Origin of the sequence: Phyllobacterium sp. 22229, from assembly GCF_052056495.1 — a bacterium.
GTDB classification, from domain to species: Bacteria; Pseudomonadota; Alphaproteobacteria; order Rhizobiales; family Rhizobiaceae; genus Phyllobacterium; species Phyllobacterium myrsinacearum.
The window spans coordinates 27,697-43,172 of sequence record NZ_JBQEPA010000028.1 but is presented as its reverse complement, the minus strand read 5'-3'; the positions used below and the strand labels follow the sequence as shown (position 1 = coordinate 43,172).

Below are 15,476 nucleotides of genomic sequence, written 5' to 3'. Positions count from 1 at the left end.
GTGTGCGATGCAACGCGCTCACCACCCGAACAGGCATGGCAACAGGAAGCGGCAGATGCGGCACGACGGAACCAGCGAGATCTTCGCCTACTGGAATGATCTGCGCGGCACCCGCGCAGCGCCGGAACGGCGTGAGATTTCACCCGCCCTCATCCGCTCGCGCCTGTCCGACACGTTCATCCTGCGTGCCAGCGGTCCCGGCGAAGCGCGGTTCCGGCTGGCGGGAACCCGTATCTGTTCGATCTATGGCCGCGAACTGAAAGGCCAGAGCTTCAGCTCCATCTGGCAGGCCAAGGACAAGGCCGTCATCGCGCGCATCGTCGCCAGCAGCCTGACCAGCAAGACCGTCGTCCAGTCGGCCTATGAGGGCAAGAGCAGCCGCGGGCGCAAAATGCTGTTCAATCTCATCCTGCTGCCCCTCGCCAACGAGGTGCATGAACGGCATCTCCTCGGCATGATCGCACCGGCAGGCAAGCCGTTCTGGCTGGAATCTGACGCGATCATCGAAAACAGCCTGCGCTCGATCTCGATGATCGATCCGCGCAATCCGGCCAACAGGCCTGCCGGTGGCCTCCGGGCTGAAGATCATAAACCCCTGATATCCAATACACTCCTGCCTGCTCCCAGCGGCAGCCGCCGGGTCAGGCATCTCATGGTCTTCGACGGCGGGAAAATCTTGGATTAGGTTAGTAAAACCTAAGCAAGACGTGCATCTGTTACATCGCCGTTAAGACTTGTGTTCTAATCTTTAGACATAAAGATCATTATAAGCTTTCGGACACACTTCATGCATCTGACCCGTGACGATTCAACCCAGACCATCGCCACGACGGGAAAATTCCATCGCGTGAAGGTCGAGCTTTACGGCCGTTTCATGCTGGAGGACAGGACCGAGCATGTCGGCCAGATCAGTGAAATGTCGCCGGGCGAAGCCCTGTTCACCACCGAGGTCATGGCCGCCACAGGCGAGCGCGTCATTGCCTATGTCGATCACATCGGCCGCATCGAGGGCACGGTGGAGCGCCTCGTCAGCAACGGCTTTTACCTTTCGCTCGTCGCATCGGAGCGCAAGAAGAACAAGATCGCGGCGCAGCTGACCTGGCTTGCCAACAAGCATGAGCTGGACATGCCGGAAGACCGGCGCCACCAGCGTATCGCGCCGCGCAATCCCATTGCCAAGCTCGGCATGGCGGATGGCCGCGAATATCCCTGCCGCATCATCGACCTGTCGATCTCCGGCGCGGCGGTTGAAATCCGCATGCGCCCTGCCCTGCACAGCCAGGTCGTTCTCGGCTCCATGCGCGGGCGCGTCGTGCGCCATTTCGAGGAAGGCATTGCCATCGAATTCGCCACGGTCCAGAGCCGCGAAGCCATCGAACTCTCTCTGCAGAATTAAATCTCCCTCGCTTGGTTACCAAATGACTTCAGCGCGCACTCCGTGTATCGGCGCGGCTTAAGCAATCATAAATGATTATTTTATGAGAAAAACCAAACTTTAACCGGTATATACCTTGTATACTTCATTCAATTCTTACTTTAAATAAAACAGTAACATTCAATAATACATTGCAACGCGCGATAGTTTATTTTTTGCTACCCGCATTGTTCAGATTTACTGCTTCAGATTTCCGTCAGATCAAGGTCTGCATGTCATTGTCACCTCAACCGGGGAGACGACGGTATGATAAAAAGCATAATTCTTGCGGGCGCAGCCCTTCTGTTGATGAGCATAGGCACCCAGGCGGGTCCGGCACGGTCCACGGCGACGGTGATGCAGACCGGCGGGCGCACATCGCAGCCCATCGGCCATTACGACTTCTGCCAGATCTACAAGGACGAATGCCGCATCCGCAGCATCAGCGATACGCCGGTAAGCCTGACGCCAAAGCTCTGGGCGCAGCTGGTTCAGGTCAACACCCAGGTCAACACGGACATCAAGCCGGCGACCGATATGGAAATCTGGGGCAAGGAAGAGGTCTGGTCCTATCCGACCACAGTTGGCGACTGCGAAGACTATGTGCTGCTCAAGCGCCGGATGCTGATACAGCGCGGCCTGCCCGTCAGTTCGCTGCTGATCACCGTCGTGCGCCAGATGAATGGCGAAGGCCATGCGGTTCTGACCGTGCGCACCGACCGGGGCGACTATATCCTCGACAATCTGGAACCGCAGATCAAGCCGTGGAACGAAACGAGCTATGACTATCTGAAGCGCCAGTCGACACAGTATACCGGCGCATGGGTATCGATCACCGACGACCGCCAGGTTCTGGTCGGCAGCATCGGGAAATAATGCCGGACGAGGTCAGCTGACCTCAAGCCCGCGCATGAAGCGCCGGCCATTCTCGACGTAATGGGCGGCGGAAAGCCGGAGCTGCTCGATGGCAGCATCGTCCAGCGTGCGGATGACCCGCGCCGGCGATCCGACAATCAGCGCATTGTCGGGGAACTCCTTGCGCTCCGTCACCAGCGCCCCGGCACCAACCAGCGAATTCCTGCCGATTTTTGCGCCGTTCAGAATGATGGCGCCGATGCCGATCAGCGTGTTCTCGCCGATGGTGCAGCCATGCAGCATGGCGCGGTGGCCGATGGTGCAGCCCTCGCCGATATCAAGGGGATAGCCCATATCCGTATGCATCACCGTATGTTCCTGCACATTGGTGTTGCGGCCGACATGGATCCGTTCATTGTCGCCGCGCAGAACGGCACCGAACCAGATGCCGGCATTTTCACCGAGAAAGACCTTGCCGACCAGCGTCGCGTCGGGCGCGATCCAGTTGGATTTCCGGTGTTCAAATTCGGGCGCGTGGCCGTCGAGCGTGAATAGGGGCATCGTTCCTCCTGAGATTCTGTGCGGCAAGCTTAGCGAGCCGCCGCCCGCTTGGCGATGCCGATGCGAGTACAACTTTCACGTGTGGTTAACCATAAATCAGCACTTTAACGTTAGTCTCCCCGTCAACCAAGGCAACAGGACCCGAAGGTTGATGCAGACTTCCGCACAGCGCGTGGAATCGATAACGGGCAGCCCCTTTCTGCAACGCCTTTTCTATGGCGCGGCGGCGCTGGCGCTCCTGACCGTGGTGCTGGTCGTTGCCGGACATTATGTCGGCCACACGATTTCCCTTGGCGGGCATACGGAAGACACCGATGTGCATGAGGTCGTCATCGGCAACAGCGTGCTGGCGCTGCCGGCCAACACCATCCGCTTCCGGGCGCAGCGGCGCGACGGCGTGGCGCAGCGGGTTGACCTTTATCTGCACTGGCCCGACATGCAGGGTTACCGGCCGGAATTCATCCGGGATTTCAACGGTGCAGGGGACAAGAAAGCGCTGCTCTTCCTGACGTTCGAGCCGCGGGCGACGTCGCGCGACATGTCCGGCCGTTATGGACCGGTCTACAGCACCCTGACGGACGGCCCCGGCATCAAAGGTCCGGCGGGCCTCACCATCCAGAATTTTCGTGCCACCAGCGGTTTCGTCAGCGAGCAGCTCATCTCCTCACCGGAGAGCAAGGGCCGCAGCTTCTTTGTGGCGCGCTGCCTCGATGAAGCAACATCGAAAAGCAATCTCGCCTCCTGCCAGCGCGATGTTTTCATCGGTGAGGATTTGCAGCTGACCTACCGTTTCCCGCGCGAATTTCTCGCCAACTGGCAGGAATTGGAGCAAAAGGTCCTGGCCTTTGCCGAGGGTCACCTCAAGACACCGAAGTGACACCTCCATTTTCAAACGGCGTTTACCGTCAGAGATCCATGTCGAGAATGGCCATGGAGAAGTTGTAGGACAGTTCGCCCTCATCTTCGTCCTTGTAGATCAGGCCGAGAAATTCATCGCCAAGATAGAGTTCAGCCGAATCGTCCTTGCGGGGACGGGCCTTTACCGTGAGTTCCGTGTTTCTGAATGTACGCTTGAAATAGCTGTCGAGTTTTTTCAGTTCTTCGGGTTTCACGCGGTTTCTCCTGTCGAATGCAAAATAGTGAAGCGGGCTTGTGGCATGCAGCAACCGGCCCTGTAAAGGGCCGGTGCAGTCGTTTCAATCGCTGAAGCGCCCGGTTTCAGTCGAAATTGGTGATGAGCTGGTCCATGGCGCGCGACGGTTCGGCGCAGCCGGTTTCGCCAACGACGCGGGCGGGAACCCCGGCGACGGTGACATTGTGCGGCACGGGCTTGAGCACCACGGATCCGGAGGCAACTTTCGAGCAATGGCCGATTTCGATGTTGCCAAGAATGTTGGCTCCGGCGCCGATCAGCACGCCGTGGCGAATTTTGGGATGACGGTCGCCGGTTTCCTTGCCGGTGCCGCCGAGGGTGACGCCCTGCAGGATCGACACATTGTCCTCGATGACGGCGGTCATGCCGACGACGATGCCGGTGGCATGGTCGAAGAACACGCCCTGCCCCATCGGCACGGCGGGATGGATATCGGTCTGAAACACCGAGGATGAGCGGCTCTGCAGATAGAGGGCAAAGTCCTTGCGGCCCTCATTCCACAGCCAGTTGGCCAGCCGGTGCGTCTGGATCGCCTGGAACCCCTTGAAATAGAGGATCGGCTCGATGAAGCGGGTGCAGGCGGGATCACGGTCATAGACGGCCTGGATGTCGACGCGCAGGATCTGCGACCAGGACGGCGTGGCGTCCATCATCGCGGTAAAGGTCTGGCGCAGCAGCTCCGATTCCACATCGGGATGATCGAGCCGCTGCGAAATGCGGTGAATGACCGCCTGCTCCAGCGACTGGTGGTTGAGAATCGTGGTGTACAGGAACGTCGCCAGCAGCGGCTCCTGACGGATGGTTTCCTCGGCTTCGGCACGGATGGACAGCCAGATCGGATCCATCTGCTTGACCGATCCGGTCATTTTCATAGGGTTGCTTGCGGACATGTCCTACTCCAGGCAATCAGCCAATCGTCTTGCGTTGCCACCAGCATACGGCAAAAGCGATGTGTTGACACCTCAAATTCAGCGGACTGAAACAGTGTCGCGGTTTACACCGCCGCCCTCAGAGCGGATGGGCTTTCAAAAACCTGAGCACGGCTTCCTTGAACACTTTGTCGCCGACGGCAAGCATGTGATCGCGGTTGGGGATATCGATGGCTTCGCCCTGCGGCATCAGCGCCGCCAGCCGCTGCGGGCTGCCGCCGATGTCGTCCCTGGTTCCCACCGCCACCAGCGCGGGCTGGGTGATGCGCGCCATATTGGCTTCGCTGATTTCCTCCTTGGAGGTGATGACGCAGGCAGCCAGGGCGATCTTGTCGCTTCTGGTCTTGTCGGCGAACATGCGGAACATTTTTCCGCGCGGATGCGTCACGGTTTCGGCGTCTTGCGCCAGCAGCGCCTCGGCGATAGGGGTCCAGTCGCCCGCGCCTTCCACCATGCCGATGCCAAGCCCGCCGAAAATCACGTCATGCACCAGTTCGGGATGTTCCAGCGCCAGGAAAGCGGTGATGCGCGCGCCCATGGAATAGCCCATCACATGGGCTTTGGCGATGCCGAGATGCCTGAGCAGGGCCGCGGCATCCCCGGCCATCAGGGTCGGCGTATACAGCGATTTTTCGTGCGGCTTGTCCGACTGGCCATGGCCGCGATTGTCGATGGCGATGGTCCGGTAGCCCGCAGCAGTCAGGGCCGGCACCCAGCCGGGCTGCACCCAATTGTAGAAGTGCGACGAGGCAAAGCCATGGATCAGCAGGACCGGTTCGCCCGCGCCCTCATCGAGATAGGCGAGCTTCAGTCCGTCATTTTCAAAAAACTGCATATCAAACCTATTTCTTGCTGCAGGTACCGCAGACCGCCGCAATCGCGGGGTGGCGGACCTTGTCGCCGACCGCAACACCGAGCCGCCGGGCCGTGCCCGCCTTGACTTCGATGACGAACCGCGCTGGACCGCCGGAGGAAATCGTCGTGCGGGAAAACGGCATCGCATTGGCGCGAATCGCCGACACACGGCCGTTTTCATCAAGGAAAATCATGTCGAGCGCCGAAGGGGTATTCTCCATCCACATGGTGACGAGACGGCTGTCCTCGAACACGAACAGCATGGCGCTGTTGTCCTTGAGGTCGGTTCGGAACATCAGTCCGCGCTCGCGCGCCTCGTCGGTATCGGCCACCTCGACCTGGAAGGGAACATCGCCTTTGGCGGTGTTGATCACCAGCGGTGCCGCATCGATGGGCAGATGCATCGGCTGCTGGTCGGCGGCGGGCGCGGCCGTTGCGGCAAAGACCAGCGCAAGGAGGCCGATCAGCAAAGACCGGCACACGCGCAAGAGCCTGTTCATGGGATGTCTTAGTGGGATGCCGGCAGCTGCGTGCCGATATCCGGGTGAATTTCCGAAGCCATCAGGCCCTTGTCGCCATTGCCGAAGCGGATCAGCACCACCTGTCCCGGGCGCAGTTCGGTCAGGCCGAAGCGACGCAGGGTTTCCATATGGATGAAAATATCCTCGGTGCCTTCGCCGCGGGTAAGGAACCCAAAGCCCTTGGTGCGGTTGAACCACTTGACCAGAACCCGCTCCAGTCCGCTCGACGGCGTGACGGAGACATGGGTGCGCACCGGCGGCAGTTCGGTCGGGTGAACGGCGGTGGAACTGTCCATGGACAGCACGCGGAAGCACTGCATGCCGCGCTCGCCCTGCTTGACTTCGCAGACGACGCGCGCGCCTTCGAGCGCGGTCTGGAAACCGTCGCGGCGCAGGCAGGTCACATGCAGCAGAATATCAGGCAGATCAGCATTGTCTGGGATTACAAAGCCATATCCCTTGGCGACGTCGAACCATTTGATAGCGCCCGCAACCTCGATGAGGTCGAGGCCATCGGCTAATTGTTCATCATCGGGGGAATGCCGGGCTGATACTGGTCTGTCTGACATGAAGCGAGCCCCTCCTCTCCTGAAAGCAACCACTGATTCTCTTCATTCAGAATAACACCTGTCCGATGGATGAGGGCAAGTATCATCTGGCTGTTTTTGTTGAAAAACAGGTGCAAATCTTGTGATCACCGGTTCAACCACCCGTTGCATGCCTGTCAATTTGTGACGTCATGAAAATAATGTTACCAAAAAGATGTAGGTGCGCAGCCTGGGCGATCGCATGATGGACCCGGTGGCAATTGCACGATGAACCCGGCAATTGGACGGTTGCTGCCGCCTTTCATACACTGACGCACACATCAAGGGAAAACGATGCGCTATCTTCACACAATGGTCCGCGTCCGCGATATCGATGAATCGCTGGATTTCTACTGCAACAAATTCGGCCTTGAGGAAATTCGGCGTACGGAAAACGAAAAAGGCCGTTTCACGCTGATTTTCCTGGCTGCTCCCGACGATAAGGGCCGCGCCGTGGCCGAACGGGCGCCGGAACTGGAACTGACCTATAACTGGGACCCGGAAACCTATACGGGCGGGCGCAATTTCGGCCACCTCGCCTATGTCGTCGAGAATATCTACGCCACCTGCCAGAAGTTGCAGGACAGCGGCGTCATCATCAACCGCCCGCCCCGCGACGGCAACATGGCCTTCGTCCGCTCGCCCGACGGCATTTCCATCGAAATCCTGCAGAAGGGCGCACCGCTGCCGCCGCAGGAACCCTGGCTGTCAATGCCGAACACCGGCAGCTGGTAATTTTATGCCGACGCCACCGCCGTCCTCAACGGGGCGGCGGTGACGGATGATTGTTTGATGCAAGGTCGCGGGCTGCAAAGTTAGCCAAAATGATAGCTGCCAAGCTGATCGGAAATGTTGCAGAATAGAGTTTCTTGCAACCCTCGTCGTCCCTCATGGTGAGCTTCCTGAGCGTGCCGAAGCGCGAACCACGCACCGCACGCCTTGCAAATGGCGACTGGAAGGAAAGGGAGCCTGTGATGAACGGCAAACTCAAAAACCTGCTCCCTTTAAGCGATGAGGAGGAACTCCGTATACAGCGGGGCATTGCCGAAGATGCGGACAACCCCGAACTGACCGATGAGGAAATGCGGCAGATGCGGCCGTTCAGGGAGGTGTTTCCCGAACTTGCGCGTGAAATCGACAAGGAAATCGCCGCGCGTGGCCGCCCGACACGAAGAACGTGATTACTCCTGAGCAAATACGCGGTGCACGGGCGATGCTGGGTCTGACCCAGGCGGAACTGGCTGCCCTGGCTGGTCTGTCGACAACCGGCCTCAACAATATCGAGCGCGGTCTGGCCGACCCCAAGGCGTCCACTTTGCGGGCTATTCAAACGGCGCTCGAAGCCAAGTCCGTGATTTTTCTGGGTGATGGGCAAAGTGCCGATGGCGGCCCGGGTATCCGGCTGCGGCGAGAGTAAGGTTTCTCATACCATCGTCTATATTGCTGCCAGTCCGCAGCTATGAAACAATCGCAAGCGGACCGGATCGGGAGCGCGCGTTGCTGACAACGGGAAACCAGCTTCGCGCGGCACGAGCGCTTGTGGATATGGATCAAACTACCCTCGCAATGCGCGCGGGCCTCAACATCAATACGATAAGCGCCATGGAGAAGCGGGGGCCTGCCGTGCTGACGAGCGGCCTCGACAAGATACGGACTGTCATGCGCGTGCTTGAGGAAGCGGGCGTCGAATTTCTCAATCATGGCCAGCCGGGCGTGCGGCTCCGGAAGGACTGAGGGTCAACAGCGCGTGGAGAAAAAACCCATAACCGCCGATCAATGCAGAGCGGCTCGCGCATTTGCCAACATGTCTCAAGAGGATCTGGCCAAGGCTGCGCGGGTGGGCCTGTCCACCGTCCGCAATTTCGAAACCGGCAGATCCACGCCTGTGACCAACAATCTGCAAGCGATCATGCGGGTGCTGGAGGCAAAGGTTTCCTTCCTCGCCGATGGCCAGACCGTCGATGGCGGGCCGGGCGTCAGGCTGAAATAGCATGACGCTCTCCCCCGCGCAGTGCCGCGCTGCACGCGCCCTGATTGGCTGGTCGCAATCCAGGCTTGCGGAGGTTGCAAAGGTTGCACCGGCGACCATTGCAACCTTCGAAACCGGCAAACGCATCCCCTACGACCGGACGCTTGACGATCTCAAGGACGCTTTGACGGCGGCCGGTGTGGTCTTTCTCGACAAGGGCGCTGAGCGCGCTGGCGGCGCAGGGGTGCGGCTGGCGGATTAGCACATTTCACGTCTGCACTAAAAACAGTTTGCCAAATGGAAAACTTTTGTCTACAGTTCTCCATATGGAAAACTATCAGACTTCGCTGGATGCCGCCTTTCACGCCCTCGCCGACCCCACCCGCCGGGCGGTGGTCAGCCGCCTGACCCGCGGCCCCGCCCCGGTCAAGGAACTGGCGGAACCCTTTGCCATGGGATTGCCGTCCTTCATGAAGCACCTGCGGGTGCTTGAGGCCGACGGGCTGATCCATTCCAGAAAGACCGGCCGCGTGCGCACCTGCTGGGTGGATACCGAAAGGCTCGCGGCCGCTGAAACCTGGCTCGCCGAGCAGCGGGCCCTGTGGCAGGGCCGGGCGGACCGGCTGGCCGATTATGTGGAAACCCAGATGAACGGGAGTGTTGACGATGCCGGCTGACCCATCCGAACTGACCATTGCGCGTTTCATCAAGGCGCCGCCCGCCCTCGTGTGGAAAGCCTGGAGCACGCCGGAACATCTGGCGAAATGGTGGATCCCCGCCCCCATCGAATGCAAGGTGGTCAAGCTCGATCTTCACCCCGGCGGCGCGTTCGAGACGCGCATGCGCGAGGACGGCGGCGATTTCCAACCGCATGTCGATGGCTGTTTCCTGGAGATCGTGCCGGAAGCAAAACTCGTCTTCACCACCGTCATGACCGGCGGCTGGAAACCGGCCGAACCCTGGCTGGCCCTGACCGCGATCATCACCTTCGAGGCGGAGGGCAGCGGCACCCGCTACGCCTCGCGCGTTCTGCACAAGGACGCCGCCGACGCCCGCAAGCATGAAGAGATGGGATTTGAGGAGGGCTGGGGCACCGCCATGGGCCAGCTGGCAGCCTTCGTCCAGCAACTGGCCTGAGCTAGTTGCCCGTCCCGGCCCTCGCCTTCAGCTCCCCGGCATAATCGAGCACCATTTTGCGCCGCTCGGGCGTGCCGGGATGGGTTTCCAGCATGCTGGTGGGACTGTGGTCGTTGAGCTTGTCCTCCACCAGCGCGAAGAAGCGGGCAATGGCGGCGGGATCAAACCCGGCCTTCTGCATCAATTCGACGCTGTGCCGGTCGGCGGCGCTTTCATCGGCGCGTGAATAGGACAAGGCCAGTAAACCGCCGCCCTGCACCAGCACATCATGGGTGCTGCCGCCGATATCGCCGCCGATCAGCATGATCAGCCCGGCAACCCCGGCGGCACGGTAGAGCTGGCGCAGGCTGTGTTTCAGCTCCACATGGCCGATTTCATGGGCAAGCACGCCGAGCAGCATTTCCGTGTCGCCATCCGCCAGCTTGACCAGCTGGTCGGTGATGACAACCGTGCCATCCGGCAAGGCAAAGGCATTGGGGCCGATGATGCCGCCATCGCGAAAATTCAGGTTGAAGCCGCCAGCGCCGAGGCCGGATTTGGCCGCGAGTTTCTTAAAACCGTCCTTCAGCGCGGCCTTGTCGGCATCTGTCAGGGTGCTTTGCGAGAAAACCGTGGTGTCGAGCGTTTGCAGCGTTCCCTTCGACATGAGTGCAGGGACAACCGGCGGCGTGACCAGAACGGCAACTTCGACCAGAGCGGGCACGGCAAAGCGGTAGATCGAGAAGGCAAAGGCGAAGGTCAGGAGGACAAGCACCAGCAGCCGGGGGTGGAACCGCTCCAGCCGGTGTATCCACCCGGCGCTGCGCCCCTTTTGCGCCGCCACCAGCGCATCGATGGCGTCATTGTCCATCGTCTCGAAACTGGTCCTGTCCGGATAGGTCAGGCGCCGCGGTATCGATCCGACGCGGTCGCTGATGCCGATCTGGCCGAAGGCGGCGGCGGACAGGACGGTTCCGTCCACGGCAACGACGGATACGGCATCGTCGGCGAAAACCAGACTGGCTCCCCGTCCCGCGCTCGATCCTTCGCGGTACCAGAGGCCTGTCGTCAGTTTCCCCATGTCAGAAACCAAAATCGATACCTTCGATATCCATGAATTCCGAACCGACAGCCGAACCGCTGTCCTTGATATCCGAGAAAATCTCGCCGACATCGCCGTCAAAGACAATAGCCGTATAGTCCGCGTGAAAGCGCGCCAGCCGGACGGCGGCCCAGGGCCGCATCAGGCCGAGCGTGAGGATGGTGACAACCAGATTGGAGACCATCACCCAGGCATAGGTCCAGCGCGGCATGTCGGAGAAGAGGTAATGGCGCCCGTCGAATGTGGTGGCGCTAAAACCGGCATTGCGCACACCCGCCGAATACAGCAGCCCGACAACCGCGTAGAGCAGCAGGACCGGCAGGAGCATGAGATAGAGCGTGACGATGAAGGCGACGCCGCGGGCGGGATCATTGGCAAAGTCATTGGCCTTCAGCGCCTGCAGGCCGGCGGCCGAACCGCCGATGATGATGACGAGCAGGATAAGGCCGCCGACCGTCAGCACTGCGGGCAGCACCCAGGCGCGGTAGAGCGCACCGAGGGTCGGATCGGGTGAAAACACCTTTCCGCCATAGCGCAGGTTGCCGAGGGTGTAGCGCAGCGTCCACCGGCTGGCGATGGGCGCAAGCAGGCCGAAGCTGAGCCCAGCCACCAGGCTGCTGAGGAAAAAGGCCCGGACAGCACCCCAGTAACCGCCGGTGAAATCGAAGCGCACATTGCGGTAGCTGGTGACGCGCGCGCTGAAACGCAAACCGCGCGCGATCAGCCAGGGGATCGCGACGATGAACACCAGGCCGAGCAGCCCGCCAAGGAGCGGCGAAAACCGCAGGAGCAGATTGTAGAGGATGAGATAGCCGACGACGAGGATGCGTCCGATCAGAATCTGTTTCGGCCGGGCGTGATAATCGAACCAGCCATCGGCCAGCTTGGTATTACCATAGAAATAGCGATTGCGCCGCACCTTTGCCCAGGCGGAATAGATGCCGAGCGTCACAATCGTCAGCAATATATTGACGATCCAGATGCCGAAATATTCTTTGCCGGTGCCGGAAAAGGCAAACCGGTGACCGGTATATTCAGCCGGACGGCCGAACTGTACGTGTGGCGAGCCTTCCATGTTTCCCCCGAAACAGAATTGTCGAACTGGACACTGCGACTTGCTTAGCCCGACTTGGGGCGGGATAGCAATCGCGCGGCCGGAATTTCGCTTCAACAGCCGTTTGATATCGCCGACAAACCGCTTTCACAGGCCGGTTTGTCCTGATATCAGAAATGTCACAATGAGGAGGATGCCATGAAGGATGTGCTGATCGAGCTGGAGCGCCGCAGGACCATTGCGCGGGAGGGCGGCGGCAAGGCGCGGATCGAGGCCCAGCACAAGCGCGGCAAGCTGACGGCGCGCGAGCGCATCGACATTTTTCTCGATGAAGGCTCCTTTGAGGAGTTCGACATGTTCGTCGAACACCGTTCGACCGATTTCGGCATGGAAGAGACAAAATTTGCCGGCGATGGCGTCGTGACCGGCTGGGGCACCATCAACGGGCGCACGGTGTTCGTCTTCGCCAAGGATTTTACCGTGTTCGGCGGCTCGCTGTCCGAAGCGCATGCGGAAAAGGTGCAGAAAATCCAGGACATGGCCCTGCGCAACCGCGCGCCGGTGATCGGGCTTTACGATGCGGGCGGCGCGCGCATCCAGGAGGGCGTGGCGGCGCTCGGCGGCTATGCGGAAATCTTTCAGCGCAATGTGCTTGCATCAGGCGTTATCCCGCAGATCTCCGTCATCATGGGCCCCTGTGCGGGCGGCGATGTCTATTCCCCCGCCATGACCGATTTCATCTTCATGGTGCGCGACACCTCCTACATGTTCGTCACCGGGCCTGATGTGGTGAAGACCGTGACCAATGAAACGGTGACGGCCGAACAGCTGGGCGGCGCGTCGATCCACACCACCAAATCGTCGATTGCCGACGGCGCCTATGATAATGACGTGGCAGCCCTCCTGCAGATGCGCCGCCTCATTGATTTTCTCCCGGCATCCAACACCGCCGATATTCCCGAGATCGAATGTTTCCAGGATACGGATGAACCGGACTATTCGCTCGACCGGCTGGTGCCGGACAATGCCAACAAGCCCTATGACATCAAGGAACTGATCCGCAAAACCGTGGATGAGGCGGATTTTTTCGAGATTCAGGAAAGCTTTGCCAAAAACATCGTCGTCGGCTTCGGCCGCGTCGAGGGCCGCACCGTCGGGATCGTCGGCAACCAGCCGATGGTTCTTGCCGGGGTGCTCGACAGCGATGCCTCGCGCAAGGCGGCGCGCTTCGTCCGCTTCTGCGACTGTTTCAACATTCCCATCGTCACCTTCGTCGATGTGCCGGGCTTCCTCCCCGGTACGGCGCAGGAATATGGCGGCCTGATCAAGCACGGCGCCAAGCTTCTGTTCGCCTATGCGGAGGCCACGGTGCCAAAAATCACCATCATCACGCGCAAGGCCTATGGCGGCGCCTATGACGTGATGGCGTCCAAGCATCTGCGCGGCGATATCAATTATGCCTGGCCGTCGGCGCAGATCGCGGTGATGGGTGCCAAGGGCGCGGTGGAAATCATCTACCGCAAGGATATTGGCGATGCGGAGAAAATCGCGGCGCACACGAAACGCTACGAGGACCGGTTCCTGTCGCCATTCGTGGCGGCCGAGCGCGGCTATATCGATGAGGTGATCATGCCCCATTCCACGCGCAAGCGGGTTTCACGGGCACTGCGCATGCTGCGCAACAAGGATCTCGAAAATCCCTGGAAGAAACATGACAATATCCCGCTTTAAGGCGGGATATTGGTATTCAAGACAGTAATGCCGGGAATTGGAAACCTGGAAATTAACGGCGGAAGCTGAAGCCGCCGCTGGATTCGCGAAGGATCTGCGAGATGGTGCGCTTGTCGCATGGCTCTGCCATTTTGGCGGCGGCCTTGACCATTGTTGCGCTCGACTTCACGCCGACCTTCGGCAATTTGATGACACGTGCTTCAGACGGCGACGACGTTTCTTTATTTATTGTTAGCATTGTTCACACCTCTAGTTAAACTATTCTCGCCAAGAGAATAATCCTGTTTCAGCATGCGTCTGTATTTCGGATGCATTGTGACATTAAGAAAATTCAAACGATTTAACAAATCACTATTTGTATCCGATTTTGACTCTCGTTTGAATAAAACCAATAAATCGTAAAAAGGTTCCCCGTCCGTAAATATCACGCAAATATTACATTATGAAACAACAGTAAAACACCGTTTTGGGGCGGGATTCCTCTACCCTTATGGTTAATGCAAGAGGTGTGGCCGGGGGCGAGCGCGTGGTTCAGGGAACCACGCACCAAGGCATTGCAACAGGGGTGAGCGCGTGGCGGCTTAAATGGACTCGATGCCGACCTTGCTCTGGATCTGGTCAATGGTTTCCTTGACGAAGAAGGTCAAACCAGCGGTTGTCGTAACAATGTGTGTTCCTGTCCCGTAAGGGTTGAACGAAACGACATGGGCGAAATTGAGTGTGATGAGATCGCCGTTAACGTCGGTCAGTTTGATCCACATGGCTGTCTTACCTCCCAGTTTGACTGCAGCAGCGGCTTGAACAGACACGCTGCTGCCGTCAAGGAAGCAGGATTCCCGCAATCAGGCAATTCGATTAACGGCATTGGCGGAGATTCTTGCCGCCTATGGTTTCCGGCGATAGTGATAACTGTGGAGTTCGCGCTCAAAACCCAGCGAGGCATAGAGCGCCCGTGCCGGCTGATTGTCGGTGAGAACCTGCAGGCAGGCACCCTCGGCCCCCTCGTCCCGCGCCCAGTCAAGCAAGGTTCCGACCGCCCGCTGGCCATAGCCGCGCTTGCGGTAATCCGCATCGGTGGCAACGGATTCCAGCACGAGCAGGCCGTTGCTGATGGCGCCGTAGGCCTTGGCGACGATCCGGCCATCCATGGTGACGGAGGCAAAAGCCTTTGGCACGACGATGGAGGCGATCATATCGGTAAAAACCGCCTGCTCATCATCCGGCCAGCCGGAGATGCGCTTGCCGTCACGCGCCCAGCCCGGCGTCATCTCGCGCGACAGGTCGGCAGCGGCTGCACTGCCCATACGATGGCGGCTGAGGTCGCAGTGCAGAACCGTGCTGCCGCCCTCGAAGCGGTAGCCGCGCTCGACCAGCATGGCTTCCATGTCATCGGCGATGGTCGGCACCCGGAAAATATAGTCGCGGCCAAGCGCGCCATAGAGTTTTTCCGCCGCATCGATCACGCCGGCAGGCGCGGCACGCGGTCCGCGCAAGGGGTTGACCGAGTTGGTGCGGCGAACACCGCCGCCAGCAAACCGCATCAGCCAGCCGCCATGCAGAATCTGCCGCGGCGATGGCCACGCATTGAAACAGGCTTCCTCGGCACGCCAGTTCAGATCATCACTCACG

23 protein-coding genes and 1 pseudogene are annotated in these 15,476 nt (G+C 59.7%); 14 read left to right on the top strand and 10 right to left on the bottom strand.

Features of this window, described 5'->3' with window-relative positions; genetic code table 11:
- Positions 1-55 precede the first annotated feature (55 nt).
- The 3 genes from ACTJJ7_RS25145 to ACTJJ7_RS25135 all read left to right on the top strand — a co-directional run bounded on the left by ACTJJ7_RS25145 (position 56) and on the right by ACTJJ7_RS25135 (position 2,290).
- A complete protein-coding gene (locus ACTJJ7_RS25145; RefSeq protein ID WP_440969188.1) occupies positions 56-685 on the top strand; it encodes a PAS domain-containing protein in 630 nt (209 codons plus the stop codon).
- 102 nt (positions 686-787) lie between these two features.
- Positions 788-1,396 carry a PilZ domain-containing protein gene (locus ACTJJ7_RS25140; RefSeq protein ID WP_130269217.1) on the top strand — a complete coding sequence of 203 codons (609 nt, stop codon included), beginning with the start codon at positions 788-790 and terminating at the stop codon, positions 1,394-1,396.
- A 285-nt stretch (positions 1,397-1,681) separates the two neighbouring features.
- Positions 1,682-2,290, top strand: a complete 609-nt coding sequence (locus ACTJJ7_RS25135; RefSeq protein WP_440969187.1) for a transglutaminase-like cysteine peptidase — start codon at positions 1,682-1,684, stop codon at positions 2,288-2,290.
- 12 nt (positions 2,291-2,302) lie between these two features.
- Here ACTJJ7_RS25135 and ACTJJ7_RS25130 read toward each other — a convergent pair whose 3' ends face one another.
- Positions 2,303-2,830: a gamma carbonic anhydrase family protein gene (locus ACTJJ7_RS25130; protein ID WP_105732993.1), complete on the bottom strand. Its 528-nt coding sequence runs from the start codon at positions 2,828-2,830 to the stop codon at positions 2,303-2,305.
- A 151-nt stretch (positions 2,831-2,981) separates the two neighbouring features.
- Between ACTJJ7_RS25130 and ACTJJ7_RS25125 the strand changes: the two genes are divergently transcribed.
- Complete coding sequence (locus ACTJJ7_RS25125; protein ID WP_105732994.1) at positions 2,982-3,707, top strand: hypothetical protein; 726 nt, start codon at positions 2,982-2,984, stop codon at positions 3,705-3,707.
- Positions 3,708-3,735: 28 nt separating this feature from the next.
- On the opposite strand, the gene ACTJJ7_RS25120 is transcribed toward ACTJJ7_RS25125, so the two are convergent.
- From ACTJJ7_RS25120 to ACTJJ7_RS25100, 5 genes are all read right to left on the bottom strand, one after another.
- Entirely contained in the window at positions 3,736-3,942 is a 207-nt protein-coding gene (locus tag ACTJJ7_RS25120) for a DUF3126 family protein (protein ID WP_105733161.1), read from the bottom strand.
- Between the two features lie 106 nt (positions 3,943-4,048).
- Positions 4,049-4,873 carry a serine O-acetyltransferase gene (gene cysE / locus ACTJJ7_RS25115; protein ID WP_105732995.1) on the bottom strand — a complete coding sequence of 275 codons (825 nt, stop codon included), beginning with the start codon at positions 4,871-4,873 and terminating at the stop codon, positions 4,049-4,051.
- Between the two features lie 118 nt (positions 4,874-4,991).
- Entirely contained in the window at positions 4,992-5,747 is a 756-nt protein-coding gene (locus tag ACTJJ7_RS25110; RefSeq protein WP_105732996.1) for an alpha/beta fold hydrolase, read from the bottom strand.
- A 7-nt stretch (positions 5,748-5,754) separates the two neighbouring features.
- On the bottom strand, positions 5,755-6,267 hold the full coding sequence (locus ACTJJ7_RS25105; RefSeq protein ID WP_440969186.1) for a DUF192 domain-containing protein: 513 nt from the start codon (positions 6,265-6,267) through the stop codon (positions 5,755-5,757).
- Between the two features lie 8 nt (positions 6,268-6,275).
- Complete coding sequence (locus tag ACTJJ7_RS25100) at positions 6,276-6,857, bottom strand: cold-shock protein (RefSeq protein ID WP_105732998.1); 582 nt, start codon at positions 6,855-6,857, stop codon at positions 6,276-6,278.
- 312 nt (positions 6,858-7,169) lie between these two features.
- Here ACTJJ7_RS25100 and ACTJJ7_RS25095 point away from each other — a divergent pair, with 312 nt between their 5' ends.
- The 8 genes and pseudogenes from ACTJJ7_RS25095 to ACTJJ7_RS25060 all read left to right on the top strand — a co-directional run bounded on the left by ACTJJ7_RS25095 (position 7,170) and on the right by ACTJJ7_RS25060 (position 9,981).
- Complete coding sequence (locus tag ACTJJ7_RS25095) at positions 7,170-7,610, top strand: VOC family protein (RefSeq protein ID WP_105732999.1); 441 nt, start codon at positions 7,170-7,172, stop codon at positions 7,608-7,610.
- Positions 7,611-7,849: 239 nt separating this feature from the next.
- A complete protein-coding gene (locus ACTJJ7_RS25090) occupies positions 7,850-8,056 on the top strand; it encodes a hypothetical protein (RefSeq protein ID WP_440969185.1) in 207 nt (68 codons plus the stop codon).
- Positions 8,053-8,292, top strand: a complete 240-nt coding sequence (locus ACTJJ7_RS25085) for a helix-turn-helix domain-containing protein (protein ID WP_440969184.1) — start codon at positions 8,053-8,055, stop codon at positions 8,290-8,292. The genes ACTJJ7_RS25090 and ACTJJ7_RS25085 overlap by 4 nt, the downstream gene beginning before the upstream one ends.
- 128 nt (positions 8,293-8,420) lie before the next feature.
- Positions 8,421-8,609, top strand: coding sequence for a hypothetical protein (locus ACTJJ7_RS25080; RefSeq protein WP_440969183.1), 189 nt, complete (start codon positions 8,421-8,423; stop codon positions 8,607-8,609).
- A 13-nt stretch (positions 8,610-8,622) separates the two neighbouring features.
- Positions 8,623-8,865, top strand: a complete 243-nt coding sequence (locus ACTJJ7_RS25075) for a helix-turn-helix domain-containing protein (protein WP_440969182.1) — start codon at positions 8,623-8,625, stop codon at positions 8,863-8,865.
- A 1-nt stretch (position 8,866) separates the two neighbouring features.
- Positions 8,867-9,100, top strand: a pseudogene (locus ACTJJ7_RS25070) (helix-turn-helix domain-containing protein); the annotation flags it as partial.
- A 70-nt stretch (positions 9,101-9,170) separates the two neighbouring features.
- On the top strand, positions 9,171-9,521 hold the full coding sequence (locus ACTJJ7_RS25065; protein WP_105733004.1) for an ArsR/SmtB family transcription factor: 351 nt from the start codon (positions 9,171-9,173) through the stop codon (positions 9,519-9,521).
- Positions 9,511-9,981, top strand: coding sequence for an SRPBCC family protein (locus ACTJJ7_RS25060; protein ID WP_440969181.1), 471 nt, complete (start codon positions 9,511-9,513; stop codon positions 9,979-9,981). The genes ACTJJ7_RS25065 and ACTJJ7_RS25060 overlap by 11 nt, the downstream gene beginning before the upstream one ends.
- 1 nt (position 9,982) lies before the next feature.
- Here ACTJJ7_RS25060 and ACTJJ7_RS25055 read toward each other — a convergent pair whose 3' ends face one another.
- On the bottom strand, positions 9,983-11,041 hold the full coding sequence (locus ACTJJ7_RS25055; RefSeq protein ID WP_440969180.1) for a M48 family metallopeptidase: 1,059 nt from the start codon (positions 11,039-11,041) through the stop codon (positions 9,983-9,985).
- A 1-nt stretch (position 11,042) separates the two neighbouring features.
- Positions 11,043-12,137, bottom strand: a complete 1,095-nt coding sequence (locus ACTJJ7_RS25050; protein WP_440969179.1) for a YjgN family protein — start codon at positions 12,135-12,137, stop codon at positions 11,043-11,045.
- 177 nt (positions 12,138-12,314) lie between these two features.
- Here ACTJJ7_RS25050 and ACTJJ7_RS25045 point away from each other — a divergent pair, with 177 nt between their 5' ends.
- Positions 12,315-13,847 (top strand): acyl-CoA carboxylase subunit beta, encoded by a 1,533-nt coding sequence (locus ACTJJ7_RS25045; RefSeq protein ID WP_105733008.1) that lies wholly within the window; start codon positions 12,315-12,317, stop codon positions 13,845-13,847.
- A 101-nt stretch (positions 13,848-13,948) separates the two neighbouring features.
- Positions 13,949-14,104, top strand: a complete 156-nt coding sequence (locus ACTJJ7_RS25040; protein WP_440969178.1) for a hypothetical protein — start codon at positions 13,949-13,951, stop codon at positions 14,102-14,104.
- 324 nt (positions 14,105-14,428) lie between these two features.
- Here ACTJJ7_RS25040 and ACTJJ7_RS25035 read toward each other — a convergent pair whose 3' ends face one another.
- Both ACTJJ7_RS25035 and ACTJJ7_RS25030 read right to left on the bottom strand, forming a co-directional pair.
- Positions 14,429-14,608, bottom strand: coding sequence for a hypothetical protein (locus ACTJJ7_RS25035; protein WP_105733009.1), 180 nt, complete (start codon positions 14,606-14,608; stop codon positions 14,429-14,431).
- A 123-nt stretch (positions 14,609-14,731) separates the two neighbouring features.
- Positions 14,732-15,475, bottom strand: coding sequence for a GNAT family N-acetyltransferase (locus ACTJJ7_RS25030; protein WP_245420995.1), 744 nt, complete (start codon positions 15,473-15,475; stop codon positions 14,732-14,734).
- Between the last annotated feature and the right edge of the window lies 1 nt (position 15,476).

What these genes read in the sequence shown, in the direction of transcription:
- ACTJJ7_RS25145 (WP_440969188.1), top strand. Translation starts at nt 56, where the DNA reads ATGCGGCACGACGGAACCAGCGAGATCTTCGCCTACTGGAATGATCTG.
- ACTJJ7_RS25140 (WP_130269217.1), top strand. Translation starts at nt 788, where the DNA reads ATGCATCTGACCCGTGACGATTCAACCCAGACCATCGCCACGACGGGA.
- ACTJJ7_RS25135 (WP_440969187.1), top strand. Translation starts at nt 1,682, where the DNA reads ATGATAAAAAGCATAATTCTTGCGGGCGCAGCCCTTCTGTTGATGAGC.
- ACTJJ7_RS25130 (WP_105732993.1), bottom strand. Translation starts at nt 2,830, where the DNA reads ATGCCCCTATTCACGCTCGACGGCCACGCGCCCGAATTTGAACACCGG.
- ACTJJ7_RS25125 (WP_105732994.1), top strand. Translation starts at nt 2,982, where the DNA reads ATGCAGACTTCCGCACAGCGCGTGGAATCGATAACGGGCAGCCCCTTT.
- cysE (WP_105732995.1), bottom strand. Translation starts at nt 4,873, where the DNA reads ATGTCCGCAAGCAACCCTATGAAAATGACCGGATCGGTCAAGCAGATG.
- ACTJJ7_RS25110 (WP_105732996.1), bottom strand. Translation starts at nt 5,747, where the DNA reads ATGCAGTTTTTTGAAAATGACGGACTGAAGCTCGCCTATCTCGATGAG.
- ACTJJ7_RS25105 (WP_440969186.1), bottom strand. Translation starts at nt 6,267, where the DNA reads ATGAACAGGCTCTTGCGCGTGTGCCGGTCTTTGCTGATCGGCCTCCTT.
- ACTJJ7_RS25100 (WP_105732998.1), bottom strand. Translation starts at nt 6,857, where the DNA reads ATGTCAGACAGACCAGTATCAGCCCGGCATTCCCCCGATGATGAACAA.
- ACTJJ7_RS25095 (WP_105732999.1), top strand. Translation starts at nt 7,170, where the DNA reads ATGCGCTATCTTCACACAATGGTCCGCGTCCGCGATATCGATGAATCG.
- ACTJJ7_RS25090 (WP_440969185.1), top strand. Translation starts at nt 7,850, where the DNA reads ATGAACGGCAAACTCAAAAACCTGCTCCCTTTAAGCGATGAGGAGGAA.
- ACTJJ7_RS25080 (WP_440969183.1), top strand. Translation starts at nt 8,421, where the DNA reads ATGGATCAAACTACCCTCGCAATGCGCGCGGGCCTCAACATCAATACG.
- ACTJJ7_RS25065 (WP_105733004.1), top strand. Translation starts at nt 9,171, where the DNA reads ATGGAAAACTATCAGACTTCGCTGGATGCCGCCTTTCACGCCCTCGCC.
- ACTJJ7_RS25060 (WP_440969181.1), top strand. Translation starts at nt 9,511, where the DNA reads ATGCCGGCTGACCCATCCGAACTGACCATTGCGCGTTTCATCAAGGCG.
- ACTJJ7_RS25055 (WP_440969180.1), bottom strand. Translation starts at nt 11,041, where the DNA reads ATGGGGAAACTGACGACAGGCCTCTGGTACCGCGAAGGATCGAGCGCG.
- ACTJJ7_RS25050 (WP_440969179.1), bottom strand. Translation starts at nt 12,137, where the DNA reads ATGGAAGGCTCGCCACACGTACAGTTCGGCCGTCCGGCTGAATATACC.
- ACTJJ7_RS25045 (WP_105733008.1), top strand. Translation starts at nt 12,315, where the DNA reads ATGAAGGATGTGCTGATCGAGCTGGAGCGCCGCAGGACCATTGCGCGG.
- ACTJJ7_RS25040 (WP_440969178.1), top strand. Translation starts at nt 13,949, where the DNA reads ATGGTGCGCTTGTCGCATGGCTCTGCCATTTTGGCGGCGGCCTTGACC.
- ACTJJ7_RS25035 (WP_105733009.1), bottom strand. Translation starts at nt 14,608, where the DNA reads ATGTGGATCAAACTGACCGACGTTAACGGCGATCTCATCACACTCAAT.